This window comes from Brevundimonas sp. KH_025 (genome assembly GCF_057839885.1).
In genome coordinates, this window is sequence record NZ_CM174501.1 from 225,732 (window position 1) to 248,603 (window position 22,872).

A 22,872-nucleotide genomic window follows, 5' to 3' on the forward strand; every position below is an offset into this window, starting at 1 on the left:
ACGAGACGGAGGGGCCGCTTTGAGCGGGCAAGCCCCTCCACCACTTCGTGGTCCCCCTCCCCACAGAGTGGGGAGGAAAAAGCCTAACGTCTATGGTGCAGGCGTTTCCAGACGCGGTAGGCCAGGATGGGGGCGAAGCCGCAGACCAGCGCCGCCAGCAGCACCACCCAGAAGCCTCCCCCCAGCCAGTATTCCCCGGCCAGCGCCCCGGCCCCGGCCGCCAGAAGCGGGCCGAGCCAGGGCAGCCAATGTGGCGGCCGCACCTTCATTCAGGCGTCGACCTTGATGACGCCGCGACGGATCTGGTCCAGCTCGATCGAGTCGAACAGGGCCTGGAAATTGCCGTTGCCGAAGCCCTCGTTGCCCTTGCGCTGGATGATCTCGAAGAAGATCGGGCCGAAGGTGTCCTGGGTGAAGATCTGCAGCAGCAGGCCTTCCTCGTCCGATCCGTCGATCAGGATGCGGTTCTTGCGCATCCGCTCCACGTCCTCGCCGTGGTTGGGCAGACGCTTGTCGATCAGTTCGAAATAGGTCTCGATCGTGTCCTGGAAGGCCACGCCGCGCGCCTTCATGGCCTCGACCGTCTCGTAGATGTTCTCGGTGGTCAGGGCGATGTGCTGGATGCCCTCGCCGTTGTAGCGACGCAGGAACTCCTCGATCTGCGAGTTGTCGTCCTGGCTCTCGTTCAGCGGGATACGGATGGCGCGGTCCGGCGCGATCATGGCCTGCGAGAACAGGCCGGTCGCCTTGCCCTTGATGTCGAAATACTTCTGCTCTTCGAAGTTGAAGACCGAACCATAGAAGCCCGACCAGGTGCGCATCTCGCCGCGACGGACATTGTGGGTCAGGTGGTCCAGGATCTCGAGGCCCATCGAGTTCTTGCGCTCGGCCTCTTCCCAGCCCTCGATCTCGTCCCAGGCGTCATAGAGCGAGCCGTGCTCGCCATACTGGTCGATGACATACAGCAAGCTGCCGCCGATGCCCTGCAGGATGTAGGGGTAGTCGTTCCCCAGCGCCCCGCCGTGCACGCCCTCGGCCTTGCGGGCGCCGCGTTCCAGCGCGCCCTCATAGGCGGCCTTGGCGTCGGCGACGCGGAAGGCCATGCCGTTGGCCGAAGGGCCGTGGTCGCGGGCGAAGTCAGCCGCCTGACCCTTGGGCGTGCGGTTGACCAGCATGGTGATGTCGCCCTGCTTCAGGCGCACCGCGTCGGTGGTCGGGTTCACATGGGTCTGGGTGAAGCCCATCAGCTCCAGCCGGGCGATCATGGCTTCCGGTTCGGGGCCGGTGAATTCGACGAATTCGAATCCGTCCACGCCCAGCGGGTTTTCCTGGTCGAGTTTGGCGGCGGCGTCCTGCATGGCGCGTCTCCTCTCACTGTCTTTGGGGGCGACTTCAGCCGCCGATTGGGGCGGAACCTAATGGCGGCCCCCCGTAGCGCGCAAGGCGGGGTTGAACTGAAACGGCACACGTTGCGGTGTCGCAGCCGCCGATCAACGGATGCGCGCGGCGTTTCGGCCTGCTAGAGCCGCAGGCTCAACCGGGACGCCTGTATGCTTCGCAAGCTCTATGACTGGGTCTTCTCCCTGGCCCGCCACCGTCACGCGACCCGGTCGCTGGCGATCGTGTCTTTCGCGGAAAGCTCCTTCTTCCCCATTCCGCCCGACGTCATGCTGGCGCCCATGGTGCTGGCCAAGCCCGAGCGCGCCTATTTCTACGCCACGGTGTGCACCCTGGCCTCGGTGCTGGGCGGTCTGCTGGGCTACGCCATCGGCTATTTCCTCGAGCCGGTCGGCATGTGGATGCTGGCCCTGCTGGGCAAGGCCGACACCTTTGAAGCCTCCAAGGCCCTGTTCCAGCAGCACGGCGCCTGGGTCATCCTGATCAAGGGTCTGACGCCGATTCCGTTCAAGCTGATCACCATCGCCTCGGGCATCTTCCAGTTCAATCTGGCCCTGTTCGTCGCCCTGTGCGTCGTCACGCGCGGCGCCCGCTTCTTCCTGGTGGCCGTCGTGCTGAAACGCTGGGGCGAGCCGATGCTGGCGATCATCGAGAAGCGGCTGGCGCTGTTCACCGTCCTTTTCATCGTCCTGCTGGTCGGCGCCTTCTTTGCGGTCAAGCTGATCGGACACTGATCGACGCCGGCCTCGGCTGCGTCTAAGAAAGGCGCCATGTCGCGCCTTTACCTCCTCCTGACCCGCTGGTGGACCGCCTTTGCGCTGGCGGCCTCTCTGGCCATGCTGGCCGCGGCCCACGCTTTCGAGCGGTTCGGGGGCCTGGCGCCGTGCAACCTCTGCCTCAAGCAGCGCGAGGTCTACTGGGCCGCTGTGGCCATCGCCGGCGCCGCCACCTTCTGGGCCGTGCTCAGCCGCGCCAGCCGGGGCACGCCGCGCATCGCCTCCTTCCTGCTGGCCGCCGTCTTCCTGACCGGCGCGATCACGGCCGGCTTCCACGCGGGCGGCGAACTGAAGTGGTGGGCGCTGCCGGCGACCTGCATGGCCGCGCCGACGACCGCCATCGACCTCGGCGGCCTCGCCGCCCTGGCCGACGGCACGGCCGAGATCAAACCCATCGTCGGCTGCGACGCCGTGCCGTGGAGCCTGTTCGGGATCTCGATGGCCGGCTGGAACTTCCTCATCTCGCTGGCCCTGGCGATCTTCAGCCTGCTGGCGGCGAAACGTCCCAAGGACGCACGCGCCCCCAGAGGGTAAAGAGGGGCGCAAAGAGGCGATCATGACCGAAGCATCCGACACCGTCGCCGCCGCCCGCCGCATCCCCCTGGCGCGCCCCGGCGTGGGCCAGAGCAAGGCCCGGATGGCGGAAATCCTGCGCGTCGATCACGCGGGCGAGTTCGCCGCCGTCCACATTTACCGCGCCCAGCGCGCCGTGCTGGAAGGCCGCAAGGGCAAGGCCGCCATCGCCGCCGACCTGACCGAGATGGAGGGCCACGAGGCCGTTCACCTGGCCCGCTTCGAGGCCCTGTTGACTGAGAACCGCGTCCGCCCCACGGCCATGATCCCGCTGTGGAAACTGGCCGCCACGGCGCTCGGCGCCGGCACCGCCCTGATCTCGGAAAAGGCCGCCCACGCCTGCACCGAGGCGGTCGAGAGCGTCATCGAGCAGCACTACGCCGACCAGATCGAGGAAATCCGCGAACGCGACCCCGAACTGGCCGCCGAACTGACCAAGTTCCGCGAAGAGGAACTGGCCCACCACGACCACGCCATCGCCCACGGCAGCCGCGAAGCCCCGGCCTACCGCCTGCTCAGCAGCGTCATCAAGGTCGGCTGCAAGGCGGCGATCAAGATCAGCGAACGGATCTGATCTTCCGTTACGCGCACCACGCTTTACCCCACTCATCCCGGCGAAGGCCGGGATCCAGATCATATGACTGAGGTGCCGGCTTCAAACGGCGCTATTGCGTCATCTGCTGTCAGCCGCGCGCCTTACAATCTGGATCCCGGCCTTCGCCGGGATGAGCGGATTCTGGGGTAGCGAGTTCCCTTACTCCCCACCCGTCGTCAGCTCGCGATGCGAGCTTCCTTCTCCCCCAAGGGGAGAAGGTTCACCTCACATCAAACGCCAGCATCATCGTCCGCTGCACGGCGTTGAAATTGTCGTCGGACAGGATGTAGAGCCGCGTCCCCGCGCCCCGCCGTTCCACCGCGATCCCCTCGAAATTATCCGTCGTGCCGGGCAGCTTCAGCTCAACCAGCACCGGACCCAGCGTCCCGTCCGCCGCCATGCGCCGCACCCGCGCCCGCACGTCGACGGGGGCGCGATAGGAGCGCTGCACCACGAACCAGCCGCCCGCCGGGTCGCGGTCCATGCCGGTGATGCGATAGTCGCCGTCGGGGATGGGCGTCCCGGGCGGCGCGGCTGCGACGACGCAGCGCGCGGCGGAACAGTCCCAGACACCGCCGGATTCGCCAGCCGCCCGCCATCCCTCATGCGAGGCCGCCAGCCCCTCCATCCCGTCGTTCTCGGCGAAGGGGAAGTCGGGCCGCCGCACCGCCTCGGGCGCCCGGAGCGCGGCCAGGGGGCCATAGTTCCAGATGCGGTGGTCGCGCTCGAAGCTGACCAGCAGGTCGCCGCCCGTGGTGATCGCCAACCCCTCGGCGTCGCCCTCGGCCTTCTGGCTGATCGGCGTCCCGTCGGTCAGGGTCAGGCGGCGCACGCGCAGGCCTTCCAGCCCGATCAGTCGCCCGTTCCGGTCCAGCGCCAGCGTCCCGCGCGCCAGATCGCCGACATCGGACACGGCGATGAAGCCGCCGTCGCCGGTCAGCTTCAGGTCCGACAGGCTGTGCAGCGGCGAGTCCATCCCGGCCAGAACGGTCACGCCCCCGGCATAGCGCACGCCCTTGCCCAGCACCGCCGCCCCAGGCAGGCCCAGCCCGACCGCGCGGGTCGAGGCGCTGACCGGGCTCCAGCCGTCCGCCTCGGGCGTCGGCGTCCACGGTTGCGAGGTCACGACAGCGCTGGCGCAGGCCGCCAGCGTCAGCGCCGCCAGAGCCGCGACATAGATCCGCCGGTTCACGCCGCGCGTTTCCCCAAGGTCCTGGGGGGCGTCTTCGCCACAGCCTTGGGCTTGGCCTCGAACAGTTCGGCCAGCTTCTCGGTCATGACGCCGGCCAGTTGCTCGACGTCGACGATGGTCACGGCGCGGCGGTACCAGCGGGTGACGTCGTGGCCGATGCCGATGGCGATCAGCTCGACCGGCGATTTCGTCTCGATCTGCTCGATGACCTGACGCAGATGCTTGTCCAGATAGAGAGCCGCATTAGCCGACTGGGTGGAATCGTCGACCGGCGAGCCGTCCGAAATCACCATCAGGATCTGGCGCGACTCGGTGCGGCCCAGCAGCCGCTCGTGCGCCCAGGTCAGGGCCTCGCCGTCGATGTTTTCCTTCAGCAGGCCCTCGCGCATCATCAGGCCCAGGTTCTTCTTGGCCCGGCGCCACGGAGCATCCGCCGATTTGTAGATGATGTGGCGCAGGTCGTTCAGGCGGCCCGGGTTGGCGGGCTTGCCAGCGCTGATCCAGGCCTCGCGTGACTGCCCGCCCTTCCACGCGCGGGTGGTGAAGCCCAGGATCTCGACCTTGACCCCGCACCGCTCCAGCGTCCGCGCCAGAATGTCGGCGCAGACCGCCGCCACCATGATCGGCCGCCCGCGCATCGAGCCGGAGTTGTCGATTAGCAGGGTCACGACCGTATCCCGGAACGGGCTCTCGCTCTCCATCTTGAACGACAGGGGGCTGGTCGGATCGGTGATGACGCGGGTCAGGCGCGCCGTGTCCAGCACGCCTTCTTCCAGATCGAACGACCAACTGCGGCTCTGCTGCGCCATCAGGCGGCGCTGCAGCTTGTTGGCCAGGCGCGACACCACGCTGGACAGGGTCGCCAGTTGGGCGTCCAGCAAGGACCGCAGCCGGTCCAGTTCCATCGGATCGCACAACTCCTCGGCGCCGATGGTCTCGTCATAGGCGCTGGTGAAGACGTGGTAGGCGTTGATGGCGCGGCCGTCGTCGACGCTGTCCTGACGGTTGGGCAGGGCGCCCTCGTTCAGTTCGGGGCCGTCGTCGCTCGCTTCGCCGTCGGGATCGGCCGGGGCGCCGTCGGGGCGGGTCTGGCGCTCGTCCTCGGCGGACTGGTCGTCGGCCGTGCCTTCCAGCGACTGGCCGCCTTCGCCGCCGTCCTCTTCTTCCTGTTCCTGCTCGTCGGGCGTGTCCTGCTGCGACTGGTCGGGCTCGTCCTCGCCCTCCTCGTCGTCAGCGTCCTCGGCCTGGCCGTCGCCGGGATCGAGGTCCAGCGCCCGCAGCACGTCCTTCAGCTTGGCCGCAAACGCCGTCTGGTCGTCGGCGACGGCGGCCAGGGCGTCCAGCTCGGCCCCCGCCTTCAGCTCCAGATTGGACCGGACCAGATCCAGCATGGTCTTGGCCCCGTCCGGCGCGGGCTCGCCCGTCAGCCGCTCGCGCACCAGAAGCGCGGCGGCCTCGGCCACCGGCACCCGTTCAGCCTCGGCCCGCAGCGCGCCCGACTTCTCCAGCCGGGTCAGAAGCGCCGCGTTCAGATTGTTGCGGACGCCCTTCAGCTCGCGCGCGCCGATCGCCTCGACCCTTGCCTGCTCGACCGCGTCGAAGACCTCGGCCGCCGTCTGGTCGACGGGACGCAGCCGGGCGTTCAGCCCCTCGTCGTGATTGGCCAGCCGAAGCGCCAGCCGGTCGGCCTGCCCGCGCAGGGCGGCGCTCTCGGGCGCGCCCGGATCACGCGGCGGATGGGGCAGGGTCAGGACGCCGTTGGACAGGCGCGGGCCGTCCGAGCCGAAGTTGACCTCCAGCTCGGCCTGCTCGGCCAAGGCTCGCGCGGCGTTCGCCAAAGCGCGTTTGAAGGTCTCGACGGGGGTCTCTGCGGCGGCCATGGCCCACACATAGACCACCCCGCGCGCGGGGAAAGGGGGCGGCCGGCCTCGGGGCGCGAAAAGCCCGCTGTTCTAGAAGTTCTGCGGCGTCCGTGAGCCCTGGGATTCGCGCAGGCGATCGCCTGCCGAGCGGTCGCGGGCGGCGCTGTTCACCGGGACCTGACGGCAGACGCGCTGCGACAGATTGGACCCCGGCTCACGCTCCCGACGGCAGACTTCGCGCGTCTGTGCGCTGGGCGGAACGGTCGGGGCGGCGGCGACGGGCGGGCTGGCGGGACGGCCTGCCGGCGCGGCGGCCGGATCAAGGGAGAGGACGGCAAGCGACGCAACAAGGATCATGAACATCTGAGAGGTTTCTGTCTTTCTTACGGGGGGCGATCAGGGCCGGGACGTCAGTCGTTGGGAAGGGTCCCCAGGCGCTGCATGTCCTTCATCATGTCGCTGGCCATGCGTTCGCGTTCGCTGCTGTTCACGGGCACGCGCCGACAGACGCGGCGCTGGATGTTGGTGTCCATCGCCCGTTCACGAGAACAGACCACCCGCGTCGGGCCGTCGGGCAGGGTCGGGGCGCGGGCCGTGATCACGCGCGCCGGCGCGCGGGGCGCAGGCACGGGGCGCACCGGCGCGACCTCCGTCACTTCGGAGGACTGGGACAGGAGCGTGAGGGCGAAAAGGGTGATCAGCATGTCAGTTGACCGGGCGGCCGCCGGGCTGTCGCGGACGAGGGCCATCAGAAGAATTCAGCCCGATGCTTTGCATCTGCCGCATATAATCGCCTGACATCAGTTCGCGGCCTGCGCTGTTGACCGGCACCTGGCGGCAGACGCGGCGCATGATGTTGCTGTCCATCGCCCGCTCGCGTCGGCAGACGGTGCGCGTCGGGCCGTCCGGCACGCTCGGGGCGCGGGCCGAGATGGCGCGCGACGGGGTGCTGGAGGCGACGCGCGGGCGAGCGCCGTCCTCATCCTGGACGGCGGGGGCGCCCAGCAGGGCCAGGGCGGCGACGGTGATCATCAGCATGGCGAGCTCCAGCACGCAGAGAACGGGCGATCATCCTGCCCGTCGTTTCCATTTGTGGCAACACCGTTATCCGAATGGCCCCGCTTGTCAGCGCGGCCTCGACCCGCAGGCGTAAGCGGCCAATCGTCGTCGGTCGTGCTACAGGGCGCCATGACCAATGCTCCCTTGCGCCGCCTGATCGACCTGCCCGGCGTCGATGATCTGGAACTGAAGGCGTTGATGAAGCCGCGCTACGCCGATCCCGACGCCCGCGACGAATTCCTCGAGATCGACGCCCTGACCAGCACCCTGTTCGGCCTGACCGGCGACGCGGCCGAGGCCGTCTCTCTTCCCGACGACTGGGACGACATCCACCGCCTGACCGGCGCCGATCTGGCCGAGGCCTTCGAAGGTCTGGGCTGGGACGTGACGGACAAGCGCAGGAAGGCCCTGCGTCTCATGCCCCACTACGCCCTGCCTCTGGCGCTCGCCGTGCGCGGCGTCGCCGGCGAACTGCCCTTCGTCGCCGAGCCGGATCATCCCACGACCGACTGGGGCGCGGGCCTCGCCGCCGACGCGGCGCGCTTCAAAAAGCGATAGGCGACGAAAAAGGCCGGCGGGTCGCCCCGCCGGCCTTTCCGTTCTTCTCGGCTGATTGGCCTTACTGGGCCGTTGTCGGGGCCGTGGCCGAACGCACCTCGACCGGCAGGCCGAGCGCGTCCAGTTGCGGTTTGACCACCGAGGCGTCGCCGACCACCACCCAGACGAAGTCGGCCGGCTTGATGGCGGCGCGGGCGGCAGCGTCCATCTGTTCCGCCGTCAGGGCGTTGATGCGGCCGGCCAGCGTCTCCTGATAGCCGTCCGGACGACCATAGAGGGCGTTGGAGCGCAGGGCGCCCAGCACCTGGGCCGAGGTCTCATAGCTGCCCGACAGGCCGCGCGTGTCGCCCAGCACCGTGCGGTCGCGCTCGGCCTTGGTCACGCCGTCGGCGCCGAGGAAGCGCTCGTACTGACCGATCAGGGCCGCGATCGACTCGCCCGTGCGGTTGGCCTGGACCGGGGCGTTGACGATGTAGGGCGAGCGGTTCTGCAGCGTGCTGACATTGCCGCGCACGCCATAGGACCAGCCCTTGGTCTCGCGCAGGTCGGCGTTGATCCGCGACAGGAAGTCGGCGCCCAGCACGGTGTTGGCCGTGGTCAGGGTCAGCAGATCATCGGTGCCCGACACCGGCAGCACCTGGCCGCCGTAGATCAGCGACTGCGGCGACTGCGGCCGGTCGATCAGGACGATGCGGGCCGTGGTCTGGGGCAGGGCGGCGCCGAACGTCTTGGCGCCCTTGGGCGTCGCCGGTGCGCGCCAGTCGCCGAAGACGGCCTCCAACTGCGGCTTCAGTTCGCTGAGCGGGAGATCCGACACCACGAACAGTTTGGCGTTGTCCGGGCGAATCCAAGCGGCGTGGTCGGCGACCAGATCGGCGCGCGTCAGGCTGCGGACCACGGCTTCGTCGCCCGTGCCGCTGGCCGAACGGCCGTAGGGGTGGCCTTCGCCATAGATCAGCGGCGGCAGGGCGCGGCCGGCGAGAGCGGCCGGCTGGGTCTTTTCGTTGGCCAGACCGGCCAGGCGCTGGGCGCGCAGGCGCTCGACCTCGGTCGGAGCGAAGGCAGGATTGCGCACCACGTCCGACAACAGGGTCAGCGACGGCTGCAGGTTGGTGGTCACGGTCGACAGGTTGGCGGTGGTGCGGTCCATCGACGAGCCGACTGAGACGCTGGCGCCCAGACGTTCCTGCGCCTCGGCCAGAGCCTTGGAGTCGCGCGTCGTCGTGCCTTCCTGCATGACGTTCAGCATCAGGGTGTGGGCGCCCAGGCGGTCGGCGCGGTCGGCGGCGACGCCGGCGTCGAACTCCAGCGCCACGCGGGTCACCGGCACGGTGGTCGAGCGGGCGTAGACCACCTCGATCCCGTTCGATAGGGCGGCGCGCTCCACCGCCGGGAAGTCGACGTTGGACACCTGGCCGATGGCCGGGGTCGCCTCGCGGGCCACGCGCTGGATCGGCGCGGCCGGGGTTGGGGTGGCGCCCGACGGCGCGGCGGCGGCGTCGACATAGGCCTCGCGCTCGCCCGGGTTGACGATCTGGCTATAGACGGGGCGGCTCAGCCACTTCTTCATCGCGGCCTGAACCTGGGCCGGGGTCACGGCGGCGTAGGCCGCCAGCTCCTTTTTGTAGAAGTCGGGATCGTTCGCATACAGCTGGCCCTCGGCCAGAACCGAGGCCTTGCCGTTGGCCATTTCCAAGCCCTGGATGCGCTGCGAGGCGAAGCGCGTCACCACGCGGTCGATCTCGTCCTGGGTCGGACCGTTGGCGATCAGATCGGCCAGCACGGCGTCCATACGGCGCGCCACGGCGTCAGCGTCTGCGCCTGGCTTCACCATGGCCGAATAGCTGAACATGCTGACGCGCTGGAACATCTGGTTGCCGGCCGAGACGCTGGAGGCGATCTGTTCGTCACGCACCAGAACATTGTCCAGACGCGAGCTGGCCAGGCCGCCCAGCACCGAGGCGCCGACGCTCAGCGGCACCGAGTCCGGGTCGCCCAGTCCCGGCACCGTCCAGGTGCGGCTGATGCGGGTCTGCGCCACACGGTCGTGCAGCACCTGTTCGACCGGCGCCGCCAGGGTCGGGATGGGCGCCGCTGCGGGGGTGTTGACCGGGCCGCGCGCGATGGCGCCGAAGTATTTCTGGCTCAGCTCGCGGGCCTTGGTCTCGTCGATGTCGCCCGACAGGACCAGGATGGCGTTGTTCGGGCCGTAGTTCTCACGGAACCAGTCGCGCACGGTCTCCATGCTGGCGGAGTCCAGGTCGGCCATCGAGCCGATGGTCGAGTGGCGATAGGGGTGCCCCTCGGGGAACAGGGCCGCCAACGTGGCGTAGTAGGTCAGGCCATAGGGCTGGTTGTCGCCCTGGCGCTTCTCGTTCTGGACGACGCCGCGCTGCAGGTCGAGGACCTCCTGGCTGACCTGCCCCAGCAGATAGCCCATGCGGTCGGATTCCAGATACAGGGTGTAGTCCAGCGCCGGGGTCGGCACCGTCTGGAAATAGTTGGTGCGGTCGAACCAGGTCGTGCCGTTCAGGCCCGTGGCCCCGGCCGCATTCATTGTCTGGATGTGGCTGGAGGGCGAGTTCTCCGACCCGCCGAACATCAAATGCTCGAACAGGTGGGCGAACCCGGTCGACCCCTTGGGTTCATCCTTGGACCCAACATTGTACCAGACCGACACCGCCACCACCGGCGCCTTGCGGTCCTCGTGCACCAGCACGGTCAGGCCGTTGTCCAGCTGGAAGCGCTTCCATGGAATATCGACGCGGGCCACCAGCTCCGACACCGGCGCCCCGCGTAGAGGCGCGGCCGAGGGTGCGGCCGCGGCCGGTGCGGCGGCGGGCGCATGGGCCAGAACGGGCGAGGCGACGGCCACAAGGGCGGCCAGGGCGACGGATGAGGCGGCAAGGCGCATGAGTTTCAGTCCCCAACAGATGATGTTGGGCCGGACCTTAGCCGCGCTTGCCCGCACGGCAACGCGGCGCAATGATATGTGAACAATTGTTCATGTTGGGCGGCGGTTCTCGAACAGCGCTGCGACCTTGCAGCCTGGCGACATGAAGAAGGGCGGAAAGCATCGCCTTCCGCCCTTCCAGGTTTTCTGAATGCCTCAGAGGAGGATCAATCTTCGTCCATCTTCAGGGCCGCGATGAAGGCTTCCTGCGGGATCTCGACCTTGCCGAACTGGCGCATGCGCTTCTTGCCGGCCTTCTGCTTCTCCAGCAGCTTCTTCTTGCGGGTGGCGTCGCCGCCGTAGCACTTGGAGGTCACGTCCTTGCGCAGGGCGCGGACGGTTTCGCGGGCGATGATCTTGCCGCCGATGGCCGCCTGGATCGGGATGACGAACATGTGGGGCGGGATCAGCTCCTTCATCTTCTCGACCATGCCGCGTCCGCGCGTCTCGGCGCGGCCGCGGTGGACCAGCATCGACAGGGCGTCGACCGGCTCGGCGTTGACCAGGATGCTCATCTTGACCAGATCGCCGACCTTGTAGTCCGTCAGCTCATAGTCGAACGAGGCGTAGCCCTTCGAGATCGACTTCAGGCGGTCGTAGAAGTCGAACACCACTTCGTTCAGCGGCAGCTCATAGACCACGAGCGCCCGGCTGCCGACGTAGGACAGCTCGATCTGGGTGCCGCGGCGGTCCTGACACAGCTTGATGACGCCGCCCAGGTATTCGTCGGGGGTCAGGATGGTGGCCTTGATCCACGGCTCGGCGATGCTTTCGATCTGCATCACGTCGGGCAGGTCGGCCGGGTTGTGCAGGTCGATCTCGGTCCCGTCGCGCTTCTGGATCTTGTAGACGACCGAGGGGGCCGTCGCGATCAGGTCCAGGTTGAACTCGCGGCTCAGGCGCTCCTGAATGATCTCCAGGTGCAGCAGACCCAGGAAGCCGCAGCGGAAGCCGAAGCCAAGGGCGGCGCTGGATTCCATCTCGAAGGTGAAGCTGGCGTCGTTCAGGCGCAGCTTGCCGATGGCGGCGCGCAGGTCCTCGAAGTCGGCGGCGTCGACCGGGAACAGGCCGCAGAAGACCACCGACTGGACTTCCTTGAAGCCCTTCAGCGGTTCGGCGGTCGGCTTCTTCTCGTCGGTGATGGTGTCGCCGACGGCGGCGTGGGCCACTTCCTTGATCTGGGCGGTGATGAAGCCGACCTCGCCGGGGCCAAGCTGGTCCACGGGCGTGTTCTTGGGCAGGAAGACGCCGACGCGGTCGACCAGGTGGGTCGAGCCGGACTGCATCATCTGCACCCGCTGGCCGGCCTTCAGCACGCCGTCGAAGACGCGCACCAGCAGCACCACGCCCAGGTAGGGGTCGTACCAGGCGTCGACCAGCATGGCCTTCAGCGGCGCGTTGATGTCGCCCTTGGGCGCCGGCAGGCGGGTGACGATGGCCTCCAGCACGTCCTCGATGCCGATGCCCGACTTGGCGCTGGCCATGACGGCGTCCGAGGCGTCGATGCCGATGACGTCCTCGATCTGGGTGCGCACGCGCTCGGGCTCGGCGGCGGGCAGGTCGATCTTGTTCAGGACCGGGACGATCTCGTGGTTGTTGTCGATCGCCTGATAGACATTGGCCAGGGTCTGGGCCTCGACGCCCTGCGAGGCGTCCACCACCAGCAGCGAGCCCTCGCAGGCGGCCAGCGAGCGCGACACCTCATAGGCGAAGTCGACGTGGCCCGGCGTGTCCATCAGGTTCAGCACATAGTCCAGCCCGTCCTGGGCCTTGTAGTGCAGGCGCACGGTCTGCGCCTTGATGGTAATGCCGCGTTCCTTCTCGATGTCCATGTTATCAAGGACTTGCGCCGACATTTCGCGCGCGGTCAGGCCGCCGGTGTGCTGAATCAGCCGGTCCGACAGCGTGGACTTGCCGTGGTCGATGTGGGCGACCACCGAGAAATTGCGGATGCGTTCGATAGGGGGCGTCGTCATGGTCCGGCGCGCTTAGCATCCGCAGCGTCCGAACGCCATGCACAGGGCGAACGGGGGTGCTTGTGACGAAGTGCGGCGGTCGCTGAAGTTTATTCCGGGTGATCGCCCGATCAAATGATCTGATCCGAAGCCCGTCGGCCGGCAACCGCCATAACAATTGACGTTCAATGTCGGGGGAGCGGCCGAAGAATGTCCGTTTTCAGGCCGTTTTCCCTGCCGCGAAAATGCGGAACGACGGCTGTTCAGAGCGATTGGATTGTCCGGAGGTGGAGGAACCTCCGTATCCATTTTGATCTGGAGGCTAATGCTATGCGTGCCAAATTGATGAGTTCGGCAGCAATTCTCTTGGGGGTGCTGACGTTTGCGACGATGACCGAGGCTAAGTCCTTCAACGGCGGCGACGACGGTCCGTCCAAGATCGACGATTCGTTCAACGATAATTCGAAGAATGACACCAAGGTTGATGTTGACGATTCCTTCAACACCAAGACCGACGATTCCAACAACGACAATTCCAAGAATCTCGATGTCAAGGTCGATGACTCGTTCAACGACAATTCGAAGAACACCGACAATTCGGACAATGTGAAGATCGACGATTCCTTCAACACCAAAGATTCCAACAACGACAATTCGAAGAACACCGACATCAAGGTCGATGACTCGTTCAACGACAATTCGAAGAACACCGACAATTCGGAACACACCAAGATCGACGATTCTTACAATACGAAGAACGACGATTCCTACAACACCAAGGATTCCTACAACACCAAGACCGACGATTCCTACAACACCAAGAACGACGATTCCTACAACACCAAGGATTCCTACAACAGCAAGGACGACCACTCGATCGACGATTCGTTCAACACCAAGACCGACAACTCGATCGACGATTCGTTCAACACCACCAACTGGCACGTCAAGGTTGCGCTGACGAACCAGGATCTCGGCGCCTCCGTGAGCAACGTCAAGTTCGACATGGATGAAGACAACAAGGGCGATCAGAACGCCCGGATCCGGAGTGGCAACATCACTCAGGACAACGGCGCCTTCGCCGGCTTCGCGGGCATTCAGACCGCGAGCAACAACACCGGCATGGCCTCGATCAGTCAGGCGGCGACGGCGGTCGCCGCCAACGCCAACGTCACCTTCGGCAACGGCGGCGGCAACTAAGCGTCCAATGTCGGCGGCCGGGTTCACCGGCCGCCGATGTTCTTTTGGGAGGAAGCCATGCTTGTTCTTCTAACAGCCGCGTTCTTGTTCGCCGGCGCGGATCCCGCTCCCCCGCCTTCGGTTGTTTCGCCGCCTGCGCCTCAAGTTCCGGCGGTTGCGGCGCCTTCGGCGGCCCAGCCCCTGGACCTGTCGCAACTTCATGACCTGAGCGGCCGACAGGGCGTCAGCGTCATCGTGGCCAGCGACCAGCTTCTGAAGGCCACGAACAGCGGCAACAGCGTCAACGCCAACACGGTCGGCTCCGGCGCGATCACGATCGGCGCCGGCGCCTTCGCCGGCTACAACGGCGTGGGCAACTTCGTCATGAACACCGGCCACAACAACAATCTTCAAGGTGCGATCACCATCAACATCGTGACGACGGGGCCGACGCCGTGAAACGCAGAAGTTCCAGTTCCCGCGGCGGCCTGGGCCTGCCGCTCGCGGCCTTGTGTGCGGCCTGGTTGTGTGCGGCGCCTGCGGGCGCCGATGTGCTTCTCAGCAACGGGCCGGCTCCGTCCCGGATCAGTGTCGTCAGCTACCGCGACATCCCGTTCCGCACGGTGGTCCGTCAACGTTACGACTTCAGCTGCGGCTCGGCCGCCCTGGCCACCCTGCTGCGCTATCACTACGACCGCGACATCGGCGAGGAGCAGGTGTTCCGCACCATGTACGCCGCCGGCGACCAGGAGCAGATCCGGAGCGTCGGCTTCTCCCTGCTCGACATGAAGCGGTTTCTTGAAAACAGCGGCTATCAGGCGGACGGTTTCAGGCTCTCGCTGGACGATCTGGCGGGTATGAAAAAGCCCGCGATCGTCATGGTCGACACCGAGGGCTACAAGCATTTCGTGGTGTTCAAGGGCGACGACGACGGTCGCGTGCTGATCGGCGATCCCGCGCTCGGGCTGAAGATCTACAGCCGCGATCAGTTCACCGCGATGTGGAACGGCGTCGCCTTCGTGGTCCGCGAGCCGGCCGATCGGTTCAACCAGGCGGCCGAATGGATTCCGTGGAACCGACCGCGTCTTGGCCAGGCCCTGCCGAACAATTCCCTGGCGGAACTGACGCGGGAACTGCCGCCGCTCTATCAAGTCGTGACGCGCTTCCCTCTCGATCCGTATTTGAGGTGACGATCATGCGACGCGCCCGTTCCCTTTTGTTGCTTGTCCTGGCCGTTCTGGCGCCTGCCTTCATGGCGACGGCCTCGATGGCGGAGCCGCAGCCGCTTTCCGATGAGGAGTTGTCGGGCCTGCGCGGCGGCTTCATCACCACCAACGGCTTCACCTTCGGCTTCGGCGTGGTGATCCGCTCCTACATCGACAACAAGCTGGCGCTGCAGACCCAGCTGACCTGGACCCCGAAGGGGGCGGTCACCGAACAGATTCGCGGCGACGTGCCGGGGGTGACGGATCTGGCTTCAGCGATGACGTCATTGTTGAATAACGGTATCGATCTGCGCGGAATCACCGGAACCAGTGGCGGCGTCGCGCTCGTCGACGGCAATGGCGCGACGGCTCTGATCCACAATGTGACGAGCGGCCAGTTGCAGAATCTGATCGTCAACAGCGCCAACAACCGCAACCTGCGGCAGGACATGGAGCTGAACCTGTACCTGCCGGACCTGGCGGCGATGCAGAGCGCCAGCAGCGCCCAACAGCGCGCGGCGCAGATCACCTACGACCTCAATACGTCCTTGGTCGGCGCTCTGGGTCGCTGACGGCCTCCGCTCCCCCCGGGGGGAGCGGAGGCCGGTCGCGGCCTTAGAAGATGATCGGCACGCGCAGGACGAAGCGCATGTCGGGCGCGTCTTCCGTCACCCCGAACTCGAAGTTGCCGTTCAGGCTGAAGCGCTCGGTCAGCAGGTAGGACATGCCGAACTGCAGGGCGCCGACCTGCAGGGGATCGGACTTCTCGACGGTGTCGTTCAACTCGCTTGAGGTCGGGCGGATGTAGCTGTGCTTGTAGCCCAGCGAGAACGAGAACTTGGGATTGAGCGAGAAGCCGAAGCCGATCGCCATGCCGATGGCGTCGCCCGGATCGACCTCGCCGATGTGGATCTCGTTCTCGACCTTGTTGATGTCGCGCGGCAGGTGGGCGAAGTAGCTGAGGCTGCCGTAAATCACCGCCGGGTCGCTGGGGAAGAGGAAGCTGACGCTGGGTTCGACGCCCCAGAAGCCCGAGCCGGTGGCTAGCCGGGTCGCCACGCCGAACTCGTCGCGCGGAATGTCGAAGGGGCCCTCGCCCGTGTCGCTCTTGACCCGCAGGCCGGCGATGAAGATCGGCCGGCCGCGTTCGCCGCCGTTGATCTGATAACGGACGGCCCCCTCGATGTCGCCGATCCCGTCACCGCTCAGGTCGATGGTGCGGGTCACGGCCTCGTCGCGCTGCTGGACGGTGGTGATGGTGTCGTTGCGCCAGACATAGGAGCCGCGCATCTCGACCTCCATGCGCGAGGTCAGGCCGTACTTGGCGGCGAAGTTCGCCACGCCCGCGTCGCGGTCGGCTTCATTGGCCTCGATCACCCCGATCTGGACGCCGGGCACGATCTCGATGCCGCGGAAGACCAGGCGGTTGGAGCTGGAGCGGGTGTATTCGGTCGCCAGATCGACCGACAGCTTGCCGGGGCGGCTCAGCACGGCGATGCCTTCGGGGATGGCCGCCAGTTGTTCGCGACGCGCTTGCAGCAACGGCGGCTCCACCGGCGGGGCGCCTGCCGGCGCGGGGGCGGTCTGGGGCTGCCCGTTGGCCGCCATCTGGCCGGCCGCCTGGCCGGCTCTCAGGGCGGCCATGTCGCGATCGCCGAACACCGCGCGGCCCGAAGGGTCGGTCTGGACGCGCCAGCGCGGATCGACATCGGACTCAGGGATCCCGGCCGGCGGCGCGACGCCGGCCGCGCGTTCAGCCAGAAGCGCATCCTGCGCCTCGATGCGTTTTTGTTGGTCGAGAACCAAGGCCTCCAGCCGGGCCACCCGTGCGGCCAGATCGGCGTCCTGGGCCAGGGCGGCGCCGGGGGTGATCAGGGCCGCGGCGGCGACCGACGCCAGAAGCAGGCCGGCGCGCGTTCCCTTTGGGCGAGAGCGGCGTTTGTCGCGCTGCTGAGGCGAAGGACGATGCTGAATCATGACGCTCTCTCTCTATGCTTGCAGGGATCAATGAAGGACGGGGTAGTCGGCGCCGTAGTCGCAGGCGGTCCGGAGGTAGGTTTCGTCCAGAAGGGTCAGCCAGCCGTTCTGCATGGTGATCAGCTGGTTGCGCTTCATCTGGCTCAGGGTTCGGCTGACGTGCACCAGGCTGAGGCCCAGCGCGTCCGCCAGCATTTCCTGGGTCAGCGGCAGGTGCATCCGGTCGCCGTTGCACAGGCCGGCCCGCTGCAGGCGGTCGCGCAGCTCCAGCAGCAGGTGGGCGATCCGGGCTAGGGCCGACTGACGCCCCAGCCGCACCACGTGGTTCAGCAGGCAGGCGTCCTCGTAGCGACGGGCCGTGGCCAGCGCCCGCCGCAGTCGGTCGTGCCGGGGGTCCTGCAGCGCCAGGATTTCTCGCAGCATGACGGCGTCGACGCACTCCACCCGGGTCAGGGCCACGGTCGTCGTCTCGTCCAGCGGACGCGGGTCCGCGCTCAGGCCCAGGCCGTCGCCGGGCAGCAGGAAGCCGAAGATCTGCCGTTGCCCGTCGGCCAGGGTGCGCTGACGGCAGGCCCAGCCGCTGATGATCAGCCGCGGCGTCACCGTGCGCCCTTCCGAGGTGAAGGCCTCGCCGGCTGCGATCACCTCCTGGAACACGCACAGCCGGCGCACCAGGGCGCGCTCCTCTTCGGACAGGCGCGCGGCGGTGTTGAGAATCCGGAGGGTGGCCAGGTCCGCGGGCACGGCCAAGCTGCGTCGTACGCTGATGGTCCGCGACGTCATGCCGTGCAACCTGTCTGGCGTGGCGGCCACCCTCCGGCCGCACATCGCCTCTCCCTCGCCAAATACATATCCGGCGCTCCTCCGGGGGGGCAAACGGTCGTCAAGCGCCGCTGTTCCGCGAGGGCGGAAGAAACATATATTTCCGTGAGATGGTGTGGTTCGGGCGCCGTGGCGGCGCGCGTCGCAGCCCTAGAAGACGGCCTTGGCCGCGACGTAGACGGCGACGACGATAATCAGGCCGGCGAAGAGGCGGCGGCCCAGAGCCGCGTTCGCGCCGAGTCGTTTCGCGACGGGCAGTCCGAGCGCGGTTCCGGCCACGCCGCCTACCGTCATGGCCGCGACCAGGGGCCAGGACATCAGGCCCGACAGGCTGTAGTTGACCGCCGTCGTGGCGCCGAAGGCGGCGACGCTGACCAGCGAGGCGGCCTGGGCCAGAGCCAGGGTCATGCCAGTCGCGCTCATCAGACCCGGCACGATCAGAAAGCCGCCGCCGATGCCGAAGAAGCCGGCGACGGCCCCGACCCCGGCGCCCGACAGGGCGACGCGCGGGGCGAGGCGCGGCGACAGGCGCACCGCCGACGAGCCCTCGCTTTGGGCGGGGCGCAGCATGGCCAGGCCGACGACGGCCATGGCGACGGCGAAGAACAGCAACAGGCGTTCGCCGTCGATCGCCTTGGCGATCGAGGACCCGAACCAGGCGCCGCTCGCGCCGAACAGGGCGAAGGTCAGGGCGCAAGGCCAGCGCACGCGACCGGCCCGCGCCTGACCCGCCAGGGCCGTCAGGGCGTTCAGCGACACCCCGGCCGCCGAGACGCCGATGGCGACGTGCGGATCGCGCACCCCGACGACATAGAGCAGCAGGGGCACAGCCAGCACCGATCCGCCGCCGCCGAAGATAGTCAGGAACAGGGCGACCACGCCGCCGCTGAGAACGGCGAGCGCCAGCTGAGCCGCTTCCATGTTCAGCGCCTCTTCAGGGCGCGGTTCCAGGGCGCGAGCGCCAGCAGGCGGGCCATGCCGCAGAAGCCGGTGGCCCCGGCGACGAACAGGCCCGCGCCGACGAAGGCGCTCAGCCCCCAGAAGGCCGGGTGAACCGTCACGCCCAGCAGACCGCCGAGCAGGATCAGGCCGCCCGCCGCCATCTGCACCTGGCGCATCAGCTCCAGCGGCGCCTTGGCGTCGACGCGGGTCGGCAGGCCGGCCTTCTTCCAGGCGTCCAGGCCGCCGTCCAGGACATAGACGGGGCTGGCGACGCGGTCGGCCAGGCGCTGGCGGTTCGCCCCGGTCCGGGCGCCGCTGCGGCACATGAAGACGACGTCCTGATCCGCTGCGAGGGTCAGGCGGGCGGTCTCAAAGGTCGACAGGGGCGCGGGCAGGGCGCCGACGACGTGGTCGCGGGCGTATTCGTCGGCTTCGCGGATGTCGATCAGGCGCGCGGCGCCGGACTTCAGGCGAGCGGCGACCTCGGCGGGCGACAGGGGGATGAGGGTGGTCATGCTTGGGTCCTTCAGGGCTGCGCCGGGCAGTAGATGTCGGCCAGGACGGCGATCACCTTCAGGACCGCCGGATCATTGATGCGGTAGAAGACGGCGGTGCCGTCCCGGCGGGTCTCGACCAGCCCGTCCTCGCGCAGGCGGGCCAGATGCTGGGACAGGGCGGACTGGGACAGGCCGACGCAGGCCTGAAGCTGCGACACCTGCATCTCGCCGTCGCCGAGCCGGCACAGGATCATCAGCCGATGCTCGTTCGACAGCGACCGGAGCAGGCGCGTCGCCTCTCCGGCGCTCTGCTGGAACTGCTCCAGTCCGATGGGCTTATGTGTGATCATGGCGGGCAATATATGCGTCATTGCTAAATTAGCAATATCTAATATACAGGGCGCTGCAAGGAGCTCGTCACATGGCCCAGACCGCATCGTCCGTTCCACACGTCGTCGGCGTCTTCGACCCGGCGACCCACACCGTCAGCTATGTGGTGGCCGATCCCGCAACCGGGGCGGCGGCCATTATCGACCCCGTGCTGGATTTCGATCCGGTGGCGGCGCGCACCACGACCGGATCGGTGGATCGTCTTCTGGCGCTGGTGGCTGAACAGGGCTTGCGGCTGGAGCGGGTGCTGGAGACCCACGCCCACGCCGACCACCTGACGGGCGCCGACGTTATCCGCGTCCGCGCCGGCGTCCCCATCGGCATCGGCGAGAAGATCAAGCAGGTGCAGAAGACCTTCGGCGACCTGTTCGAGGCCGCCGACGTGACGCCGGACGCCAGCGTCTTCGACGAGACCTACGCCGACGGCGACCGCTTCCGGCTGGGCGAGCTGGAGGTCGAGGTCCTGCATACGCCCGGCCATACTCCGGCCTGCGTCAGCTATCGGATCGGCGACGCCCTGTTTGTCGGCGACACCCTGTTCATGCCCGACTACGGCACGGCGCGCTGCGACTTCCCCGGCGGCGACGCGCGGACCCTGTATCGCTCGATTCAGCGGCTGCTGACCCTGCCGGACGCAACGCGCGTCTTCGTCGGCCACGACTACCTGCCCCAGGGGCGCGAGGCCTTCGTCTGGGAGACGACGGTGGGCGCGCAAAGGGCCGGCAACATCCATGTCGGCGACGGCCGCTCCGAGGACGATTTCGTCGCCATGCGCGAGGCGCGCGACGCGAGCCTCAGCCCGCCGCAGCTGATCCTATCGGCGCTGCAGATCAATATCCGCGCGGGCGCCCTGCCGCCGCCCGAGCCGTCGGGCCGACGTTTCCTGAAGACGCCGCTGAACGCCATCTAGGGCGACCGGCGAGGGGGCGCGCCAGCGTCTCCTTATGCGCGCCTTATGCGCGGCTCCGCTTTCCGCATGGCTTGCTTACGCCCCGAAGGCGTCTTTTCCGGCCCTAACTGAGCTGGAGGCTTTCGGCATGGCCGATGTGATCTTTCTGGCGATTGGCGGCGGGGCTTTCCTGGCCTTCGCCGCCCTCGCTGTTGCGTTGAAGAGGTTGTGACGATGTTGCTGAACGTCCTGTGGGGCGCCGGCGCCCTCGTTATCGCCGGCTACATGGTCGCGGCCCTGCTGCGCCCTGAGCGGTTCTGAGCGGAGCCGCCTCAAGATGAATATTCAAGGTTGGGCGGAAATCGCCCTGACGATCGGCCTCGCCGTCATGCTCGGCTGGCCAATCGGCATCTATATGTCGCGCGTCTGGAACGGCGAACGCACCTGGCTGGACCCGGTGCTGAAGCCGGTCGAAGGCCTCTTCTATCGCGCCGCCGGGGTGGATCCGACGCGCAGCCAGGGCTGGCTGGGCTATGCCGGCGCCCTGCTGGCCTTCAACCTGGCGGGCTTTATCCTGCTGTACGCCATGCTGCGTCTGCAGAGCGTCCTGCCGATGAACCCTCAGGGGTTTGACGGCCTCAGCCCGCACCTGGCCTTCAACACCGCCGTCAGCTTCGTGACCAACACCAACTGGCAGAGCTATGGCGGCGAAACCACCGTCTCGACCTTCAGCCAGATGGTCGGCCTGACGGTGCAGAACTTCGTCTCGGCGGCCACCGGCGCGACCATCGCGGCCGCGCTCGCCCGCGCCTTCATCGCCAATCGCGGCGAGGGGCTGGGCAACTTCTGGGCCGATCTGACGCGCACCAGCCTCTATGTCCTGCTGCCCATCGCCTTCATCGTCGCGGTGGTTCTGGCCGGTCTCGGCGTGGTTCAGTCGCTGGCGGCCTCGGCCGATGCGACGACCCTGGAAGGCGGATCGCAGACGATCAGCCTGTTCCCGACCGCCAGCCAGTTGGCCATCAAGCAACTGGGCATCAACGGCGGCGGCGTGTTCAACGCCAACTCGGCCCACCCGCTGGAGAACCCGACGCCGCTGACCAATCTGATCACGGCGATCAGCATCAACGTCCTGGGCTGGGCGGCCTTCTTCGCCTTCGGCCGCAGCGTCCTGGCCAAGCGCGACGTTCGCGCCCTGGCCGTCGCCGCCGTCATCCTGCTGGGCGCCGCCGGTTCGGCCCTCTACGCCATCGAAATGCAGCCGGCCCCGGCCGTTGTCGCCGCTGGCGTCGATGCCTCGGCCGGCAATATGGAGGGCAAGGAGGTCCGCTTCGGCGTCCCGTCTTCCGTCGCCTGGGCGGCCCAGACGACCGGCGCCTCGAACGGCTCGGTCAACTCCATGCACGCAAGCTATATGCCGCTGGGCGGCGCGGTGACGATGTTCCTGATGCAACTGGGCGAGATCCTGCCCGGCGGGATCGGTTCGGGCATCGCCGTCATGGTGCTGATGGCCATGCTGGCGGTCTTCGTGGCGGGTCTGATGGTCGGCCGCACGCCTGAATACCTGGGCAAGAAGATCGAGGCGCGCGAGATCCAGTTCGCCATGCTGGCGGTGCTGGTCGTGCCTCTGTCGGTGCTGGGCTTCTCTGCCGTGGCGGCGGTCCTGCCCGAAGCCCTGGCCGGTCTGCTGAACAAGGGGCCGCACGGCCTGTCCGAGGTCCTCTATGCCTATACCTCGGCGACCGGCAACAACGGTTCGGCCTTCGCGGGTCTGACCGCCAACGCCCCCTGGTGGAACACGACCCTGGGTCTGGCCATGCTGCTGGGCCGGTTCGTTCCCGCCATCGCGGTTCTGGCGGTCGCCGGCGCCCTGGTCGTCAAGCCCAAGCTGGCGCCCTCGACCGGGACCCTGCCGACCCATGGCCCGCTGTTCATCGGCCTGCTGATCGGGGTGATCCTGATCCTCGGCGGCCTGCAGTTCTTCCCCGCCCTCTCGCTGGGTCCGATCGTGGAGCATTTCGACATGCTCCAGGTCGTGGCCCGGTTCTGA

General features: G+C 67.6%; 25 protein-coding genes. 11 read left to right on the top strand and 14 right to left on the bottom strand.

All coding sequences use genetic code 11. The features are described from left to right. Positions 1-83: 83 nt before the first annotated feature. Both AC3IS2_RS01140 and hppD read right to left on the bottom strand, forming a co-directional pair. Positions 84-269: a hypothetical protein gene (locus tag AC3IS2_RS01140; protein WP_489198840.1), complete on the bottom strand. Its 186-nt coding sequence runs from the start codon at positions 267-269 to the stop codon at positions 84-86. Then, positions 270-1,358 carry a 4-hydroxyphenylpyruvate dioxygenase gene (hppD, locus tag AC3IS2_RS01145; RefSeq protein WP_489198841.1) on the bottom strand — a complete coding sequence of 363 codons (1,089 nt, stop codon included), beginning with the start codon at positions 1,356-1,358 and terminating at the stop codon, positions 270-272. Between the two features lie 192 nt (positions 1,359-1,550). Between hppD and AC3IS2_RS01150 the strand changes: the two genes are divergently transcribed. Genes AC3IS2_RS01150 through AC3IS2_RS01160 form a run of 3 tightly spaced genes read left to right on the top strand, consistent with a single transcriptional unit; the run spans position 1,551 to position 3,321 of the window. Next, positions 1,551-2,132, top strand: a complete 582-nt coding sequence (locus tag AC3IS2_RS01150) for a YqaA family protein (RefSeq protein ID WP_489198842.1) — start codon at positions 1,551-1,553, stop codon at positions 2,130-2,132. Between the two features lie 36 nt (positions 2,133-2,168). Further along, on the top strand, positions 2,169-2,708 hold the full coding sequence (locus AC3IS2_RS01155; protein WP_489198843.1) for a disulfide bond formation protein B: 540 nt from the start codon (positions 2,169-2,171) through the stop codon (positions 2,706-2,708). 22 nt (positions 2,709-2,730) lie between these two features. Then, positions 2,731-3,321, top strand: coding sequence for a demethoxyubiquinone hydroxylase family protein (locus tag AC3IS2_RS01160; protein ID WP_489198844.1), 591 nt, complete (start codon positions 2,731-2,733; stop codon positions 3,319-3,321). 241 nt (positions 3,322-3,562) lie between these two features. Here the strand turns inward: AC3IS2_RS01160 and AC3IS2_RS01165 are convergent, their stop codons facing one another. The 5 genes from AC3IS2_RS01165 to AC3IS2_RS01185 all read right to left on the bottom strand — a co-directional run bounded on the left by AC3IS2_RS01165 (position 3,563) and on the right by AC3IS2_RS01185 (position 7,434). After that, positions 3,563-4,534 carry an esterase-like activity of phytase family protein gene (locus AC3IS2_RS01165; protein ID WP_489198845.1) on the bottom strand — a complete coding sequence of 324 codons (972 nt, stop codon included), beginning with the start codon at positions 4,532-4,534 and terminating at the stop codon, positions 3,563-3,565. Beyond that, positions 4,531-6,414 carry a cobaltochelatase subunit CobT gene (gene cobT / locus AC3IS2_RS01170; protein ID WP_489198846.1) on the bottom strand — a complete coding sequence of 628 codons (1,884 nt, stop codon included), beginning with the start codon at positions 6,412-6,414 and terminating at the stop codon, positions 4,531-4,533. Before cobT ends, AC3IS2_RS01165 begins: the two co-directional genes overlap by 4 nt. A gap of 72 nt (positions 6,415-6,486) precedes the next feature. Beyond that, positions 6,487-6,759 carry a hypothetical protein gene (locus AC3IS2_RS01175; protein WP_489198847.1) on the bottom strand — a complete coding sequence of 91 codons (273 nt, stop codon included), beginning with the start codon at positions 6,757-6,759 and terminating at the stop codon, positions 6,487-6,489. Between the two features lie 47 nt (positions 6,760-6,806). Beyond that, the gene (locus AC3IS2_RS01180; RefSeq protein WP_489198848.1) at positions 6,807-7,100 is read right to left on the bottom strand and encodes a hypothetical protein; all 294 of its coding nucleotides are present in this window, start codon (positions 7,098-7,100) and stop codon (positions 6,807-6,809) included. 1 nt (position 7,101) lies between these two features. After that, entirely contained in the window at positions 7,102-7,434 is a 333-nt protein-coding gene (locus tag AC3IS2_RS01185) for a hypothetical protein (RefSeq protein ID WP_489198849.1), read from the bottom strand. A gap of 150 nt (positions 7,435-7,584) precedes the next feature. Here AC3IS2_RS01185 and AC3IS2_RS01190 point away from each other — a divergent pair, with 150 nt between their 5' ends. Next, the gene (locus AC3IS2_RS01190) at positions 7,585-8,013 is read left to right on the top strand and encodes a hypothetical protein (RefSeq protein WP_489198850.1); all 429 of its coding nucleotides are present in this window, start codon (positions 7,585-7,587) and stop codon (positions 8,011-8,013) included. Between the two features lie 61 nt (positions 8,014-8,074). Here AC3IS2_RS01190 and AC3IS2_RS01195 read toward each other — a convergent pair whose 3' ends face one another. After that, entirely contained in the window at positions 8,075-10,927 is a 2,853-nt protein-coding gene (locus AC3IS2_RS01195) for a M16 family metallopeptidase (RefSeq protein WP_489198851.1), read from the bottom strand. Between the two features lie 206 nt (positions 10,928-11,133). Next, positions 11,134-12,942: a translation elongation factor 4 gene (lepA, locus tag AC3IS2_RS01200; RefSeq protein ID WP_489198852.1), complete on the bottom strand. Its 1,809-nt coding sequence runs from the start codon at positions 12,940-12,942 to the stop codon at positions 11,134-11,136. Positions 12,943-13,311: 369 nt separating this feature from the next. On the opposite strand from lepA, the gene AC3IS2_RS01205 reads away from it, so the two are divergent. The 4 genes from AC3IS2_RS01205 (at position 13,312) to AC3IS2_RS01220 (ending at position 15,877) form a co-directional block, all read left to right on the top strand. Further along, the gene (locus AC3IS2_RS01205; protein ID WP_489198853.1) at positions 13,312-14,121 is read left to right on the top strand and encodes a hypothetical protein; all 810 of its coding nucleotides are present in this window, start codon (positions 13,312-13,314) and stop codon (positions 14,119-14,121) included. A gap of 84 nt (positions 14,122-14,205) precedes the next feature. Then, the gene (locus AC3IS2_RS01210; RefSeq protein ID WP_489198854.1) at positions 14,206-14,559 is read left to right on the top strand and encodes a hypothetical protein; all 354 of its coding nucleotides are present in this window, start codon (positions 14,206-14,208) and stop codon (positions 14,557-14,559) included. Then, entirely contained in the window at positions 14,556-15,290 is a 735-nt protein-coding gene (locus AC3IS2_RS01215; RefSeq protein WP_489198855.1) for a C39 family peptidase, read from the top strand. Before AC3IS2_RS01210 ends, AC3IS2_RS01215 begins: the two co-directional genes overlap by 4 nt. 5 nt (positions 15,291-15,295) lie before the next feature. Then, positions 15,296-15,877 carry a hypothetical protein gene (locus AC3IS2_RS01220; RefSeq protein ID WP_489198856.1) on the top strand — a complete coding sequence of 194 codons (582 nt, stop codon included), beginning with the start codon at positions 15,296-15,298 and terminating at the stop codon, positions 15,875-15,877. Between the two features lie 43 nt (positions 15,878-15,920). Here the strand turns inward: AC3IS2_RS01220 and AC3IS2_RS01225 are convergent, their stop codons facing one another. The 5 genes from AC3IS2_RS01225 to AC3IS2_RS01245 form a co-directional block, all read right to left on the bottom strand. Beyond that, the gene (locus tag AC3IS2_RS01225; protein WP_489198857.1) at positions 15,921-17,282 is read right to left on the bottom strand and encodes a transporter; all 1,362 of its coding nucleotides are present in this window, start codon (positions 17,280-17,282) and stop codon (positions 15,921-15,923) included. Between the two features lie 27 nt (positions 17,283-17,309). After that, positions 17,310-18,065, bottom strand: coding sequence for a Crp/Fnr family transcriptional regulator (locus tag AC3IS2_RS01230; RefSeq protein WP_489198858.1), 756 nt, complete (start codon positions 18,063-18,065; stop codon positions 17,310-17,312). 189 nt (positions 18,066-18,254) lie between these two features. Beyond that, positions 18,255-19,025, bottom strand: a complete 771-nt coding sequence (locus tag AC3IS2_RS01235; protein WP_489198859.1) for a sulfite exporter TauE/SafE family protein — start codon at positions 19,023-19,025, stop codon at positions 18,255-18,257. A 2-nt stretch (positions 19,026-19,027) separates the two neighbouring features. Further along, on the bottom strand, positions 19,028-19,561 hold the full coding sequence (locus AC3IS2_RS01240) for a rhodanese family protein (protein WP_489198860.1): 534 nt from the start codon (positions 19,559-19,561) through the stop codon (positions 19,028-19,030). A gap of 11 nt (positions 19,562-19,572) precedes the next feature. Beyond that, the gene (locus AC3IS2_RS01245) at positions 19,573-19,893 is read right to left on the bottom strand and encodes an ArsR/SmtB family transcription factor (protein WP_489198861.1); all 321 of its coding nucleotides are present in this window, start codon (positions 19,891-19,893) and stop codon (positions 19,573-19,575) included. 71 nt (positions 19,894-19,964) lie between these two features. Between AC3IS2_RS01245 and AC3IS2_RS01250 the strand changes: the two genes are divergently transcribed. From AC3IS2_RS01250 to kdpA, 3 genes are all read left to right on the top strand, one after another. Continuing rightward, positions 19,965-20,843: an MBL fold metallo-hydrolase gene (locus AC3IS2_RS01250; RefSeq protein ID WP_489198862.1), complete on the top strand. Its 879-nt coding sequence runs from the start codon at positions 19,965-19,967 to the stop codon at positions 20,841-20,843. 213 nt (positions 20,844-21,056) lie between these two features. Beyond that, on the top strand, positions 21,057-21,143 hold the full coding sequence (locus AC3IS2_RS01255; protein ID WP_327020087.1) for a potassium-transporting ATPase subunit F: 87 nt from the start codon (positions 21,057-21,059) through the stop codon (positions 21,141-21,143). 16 nt (positions 21,144-21,159) lie between these two features. Continuing rightward, the gene (gene kdpA / locus AC3IS2_RS01260) at positions 21,160-22,872 is read left to right on the top strand and encodes a potassium-transporting ATPase subunit KdpA (RefSeq protein ID WP_489198863.1); all 1,713 of its coding nucleotides are present in this window, start codon (positions 21,160-21,162) and stop codon (positions 22,870-22,872) included.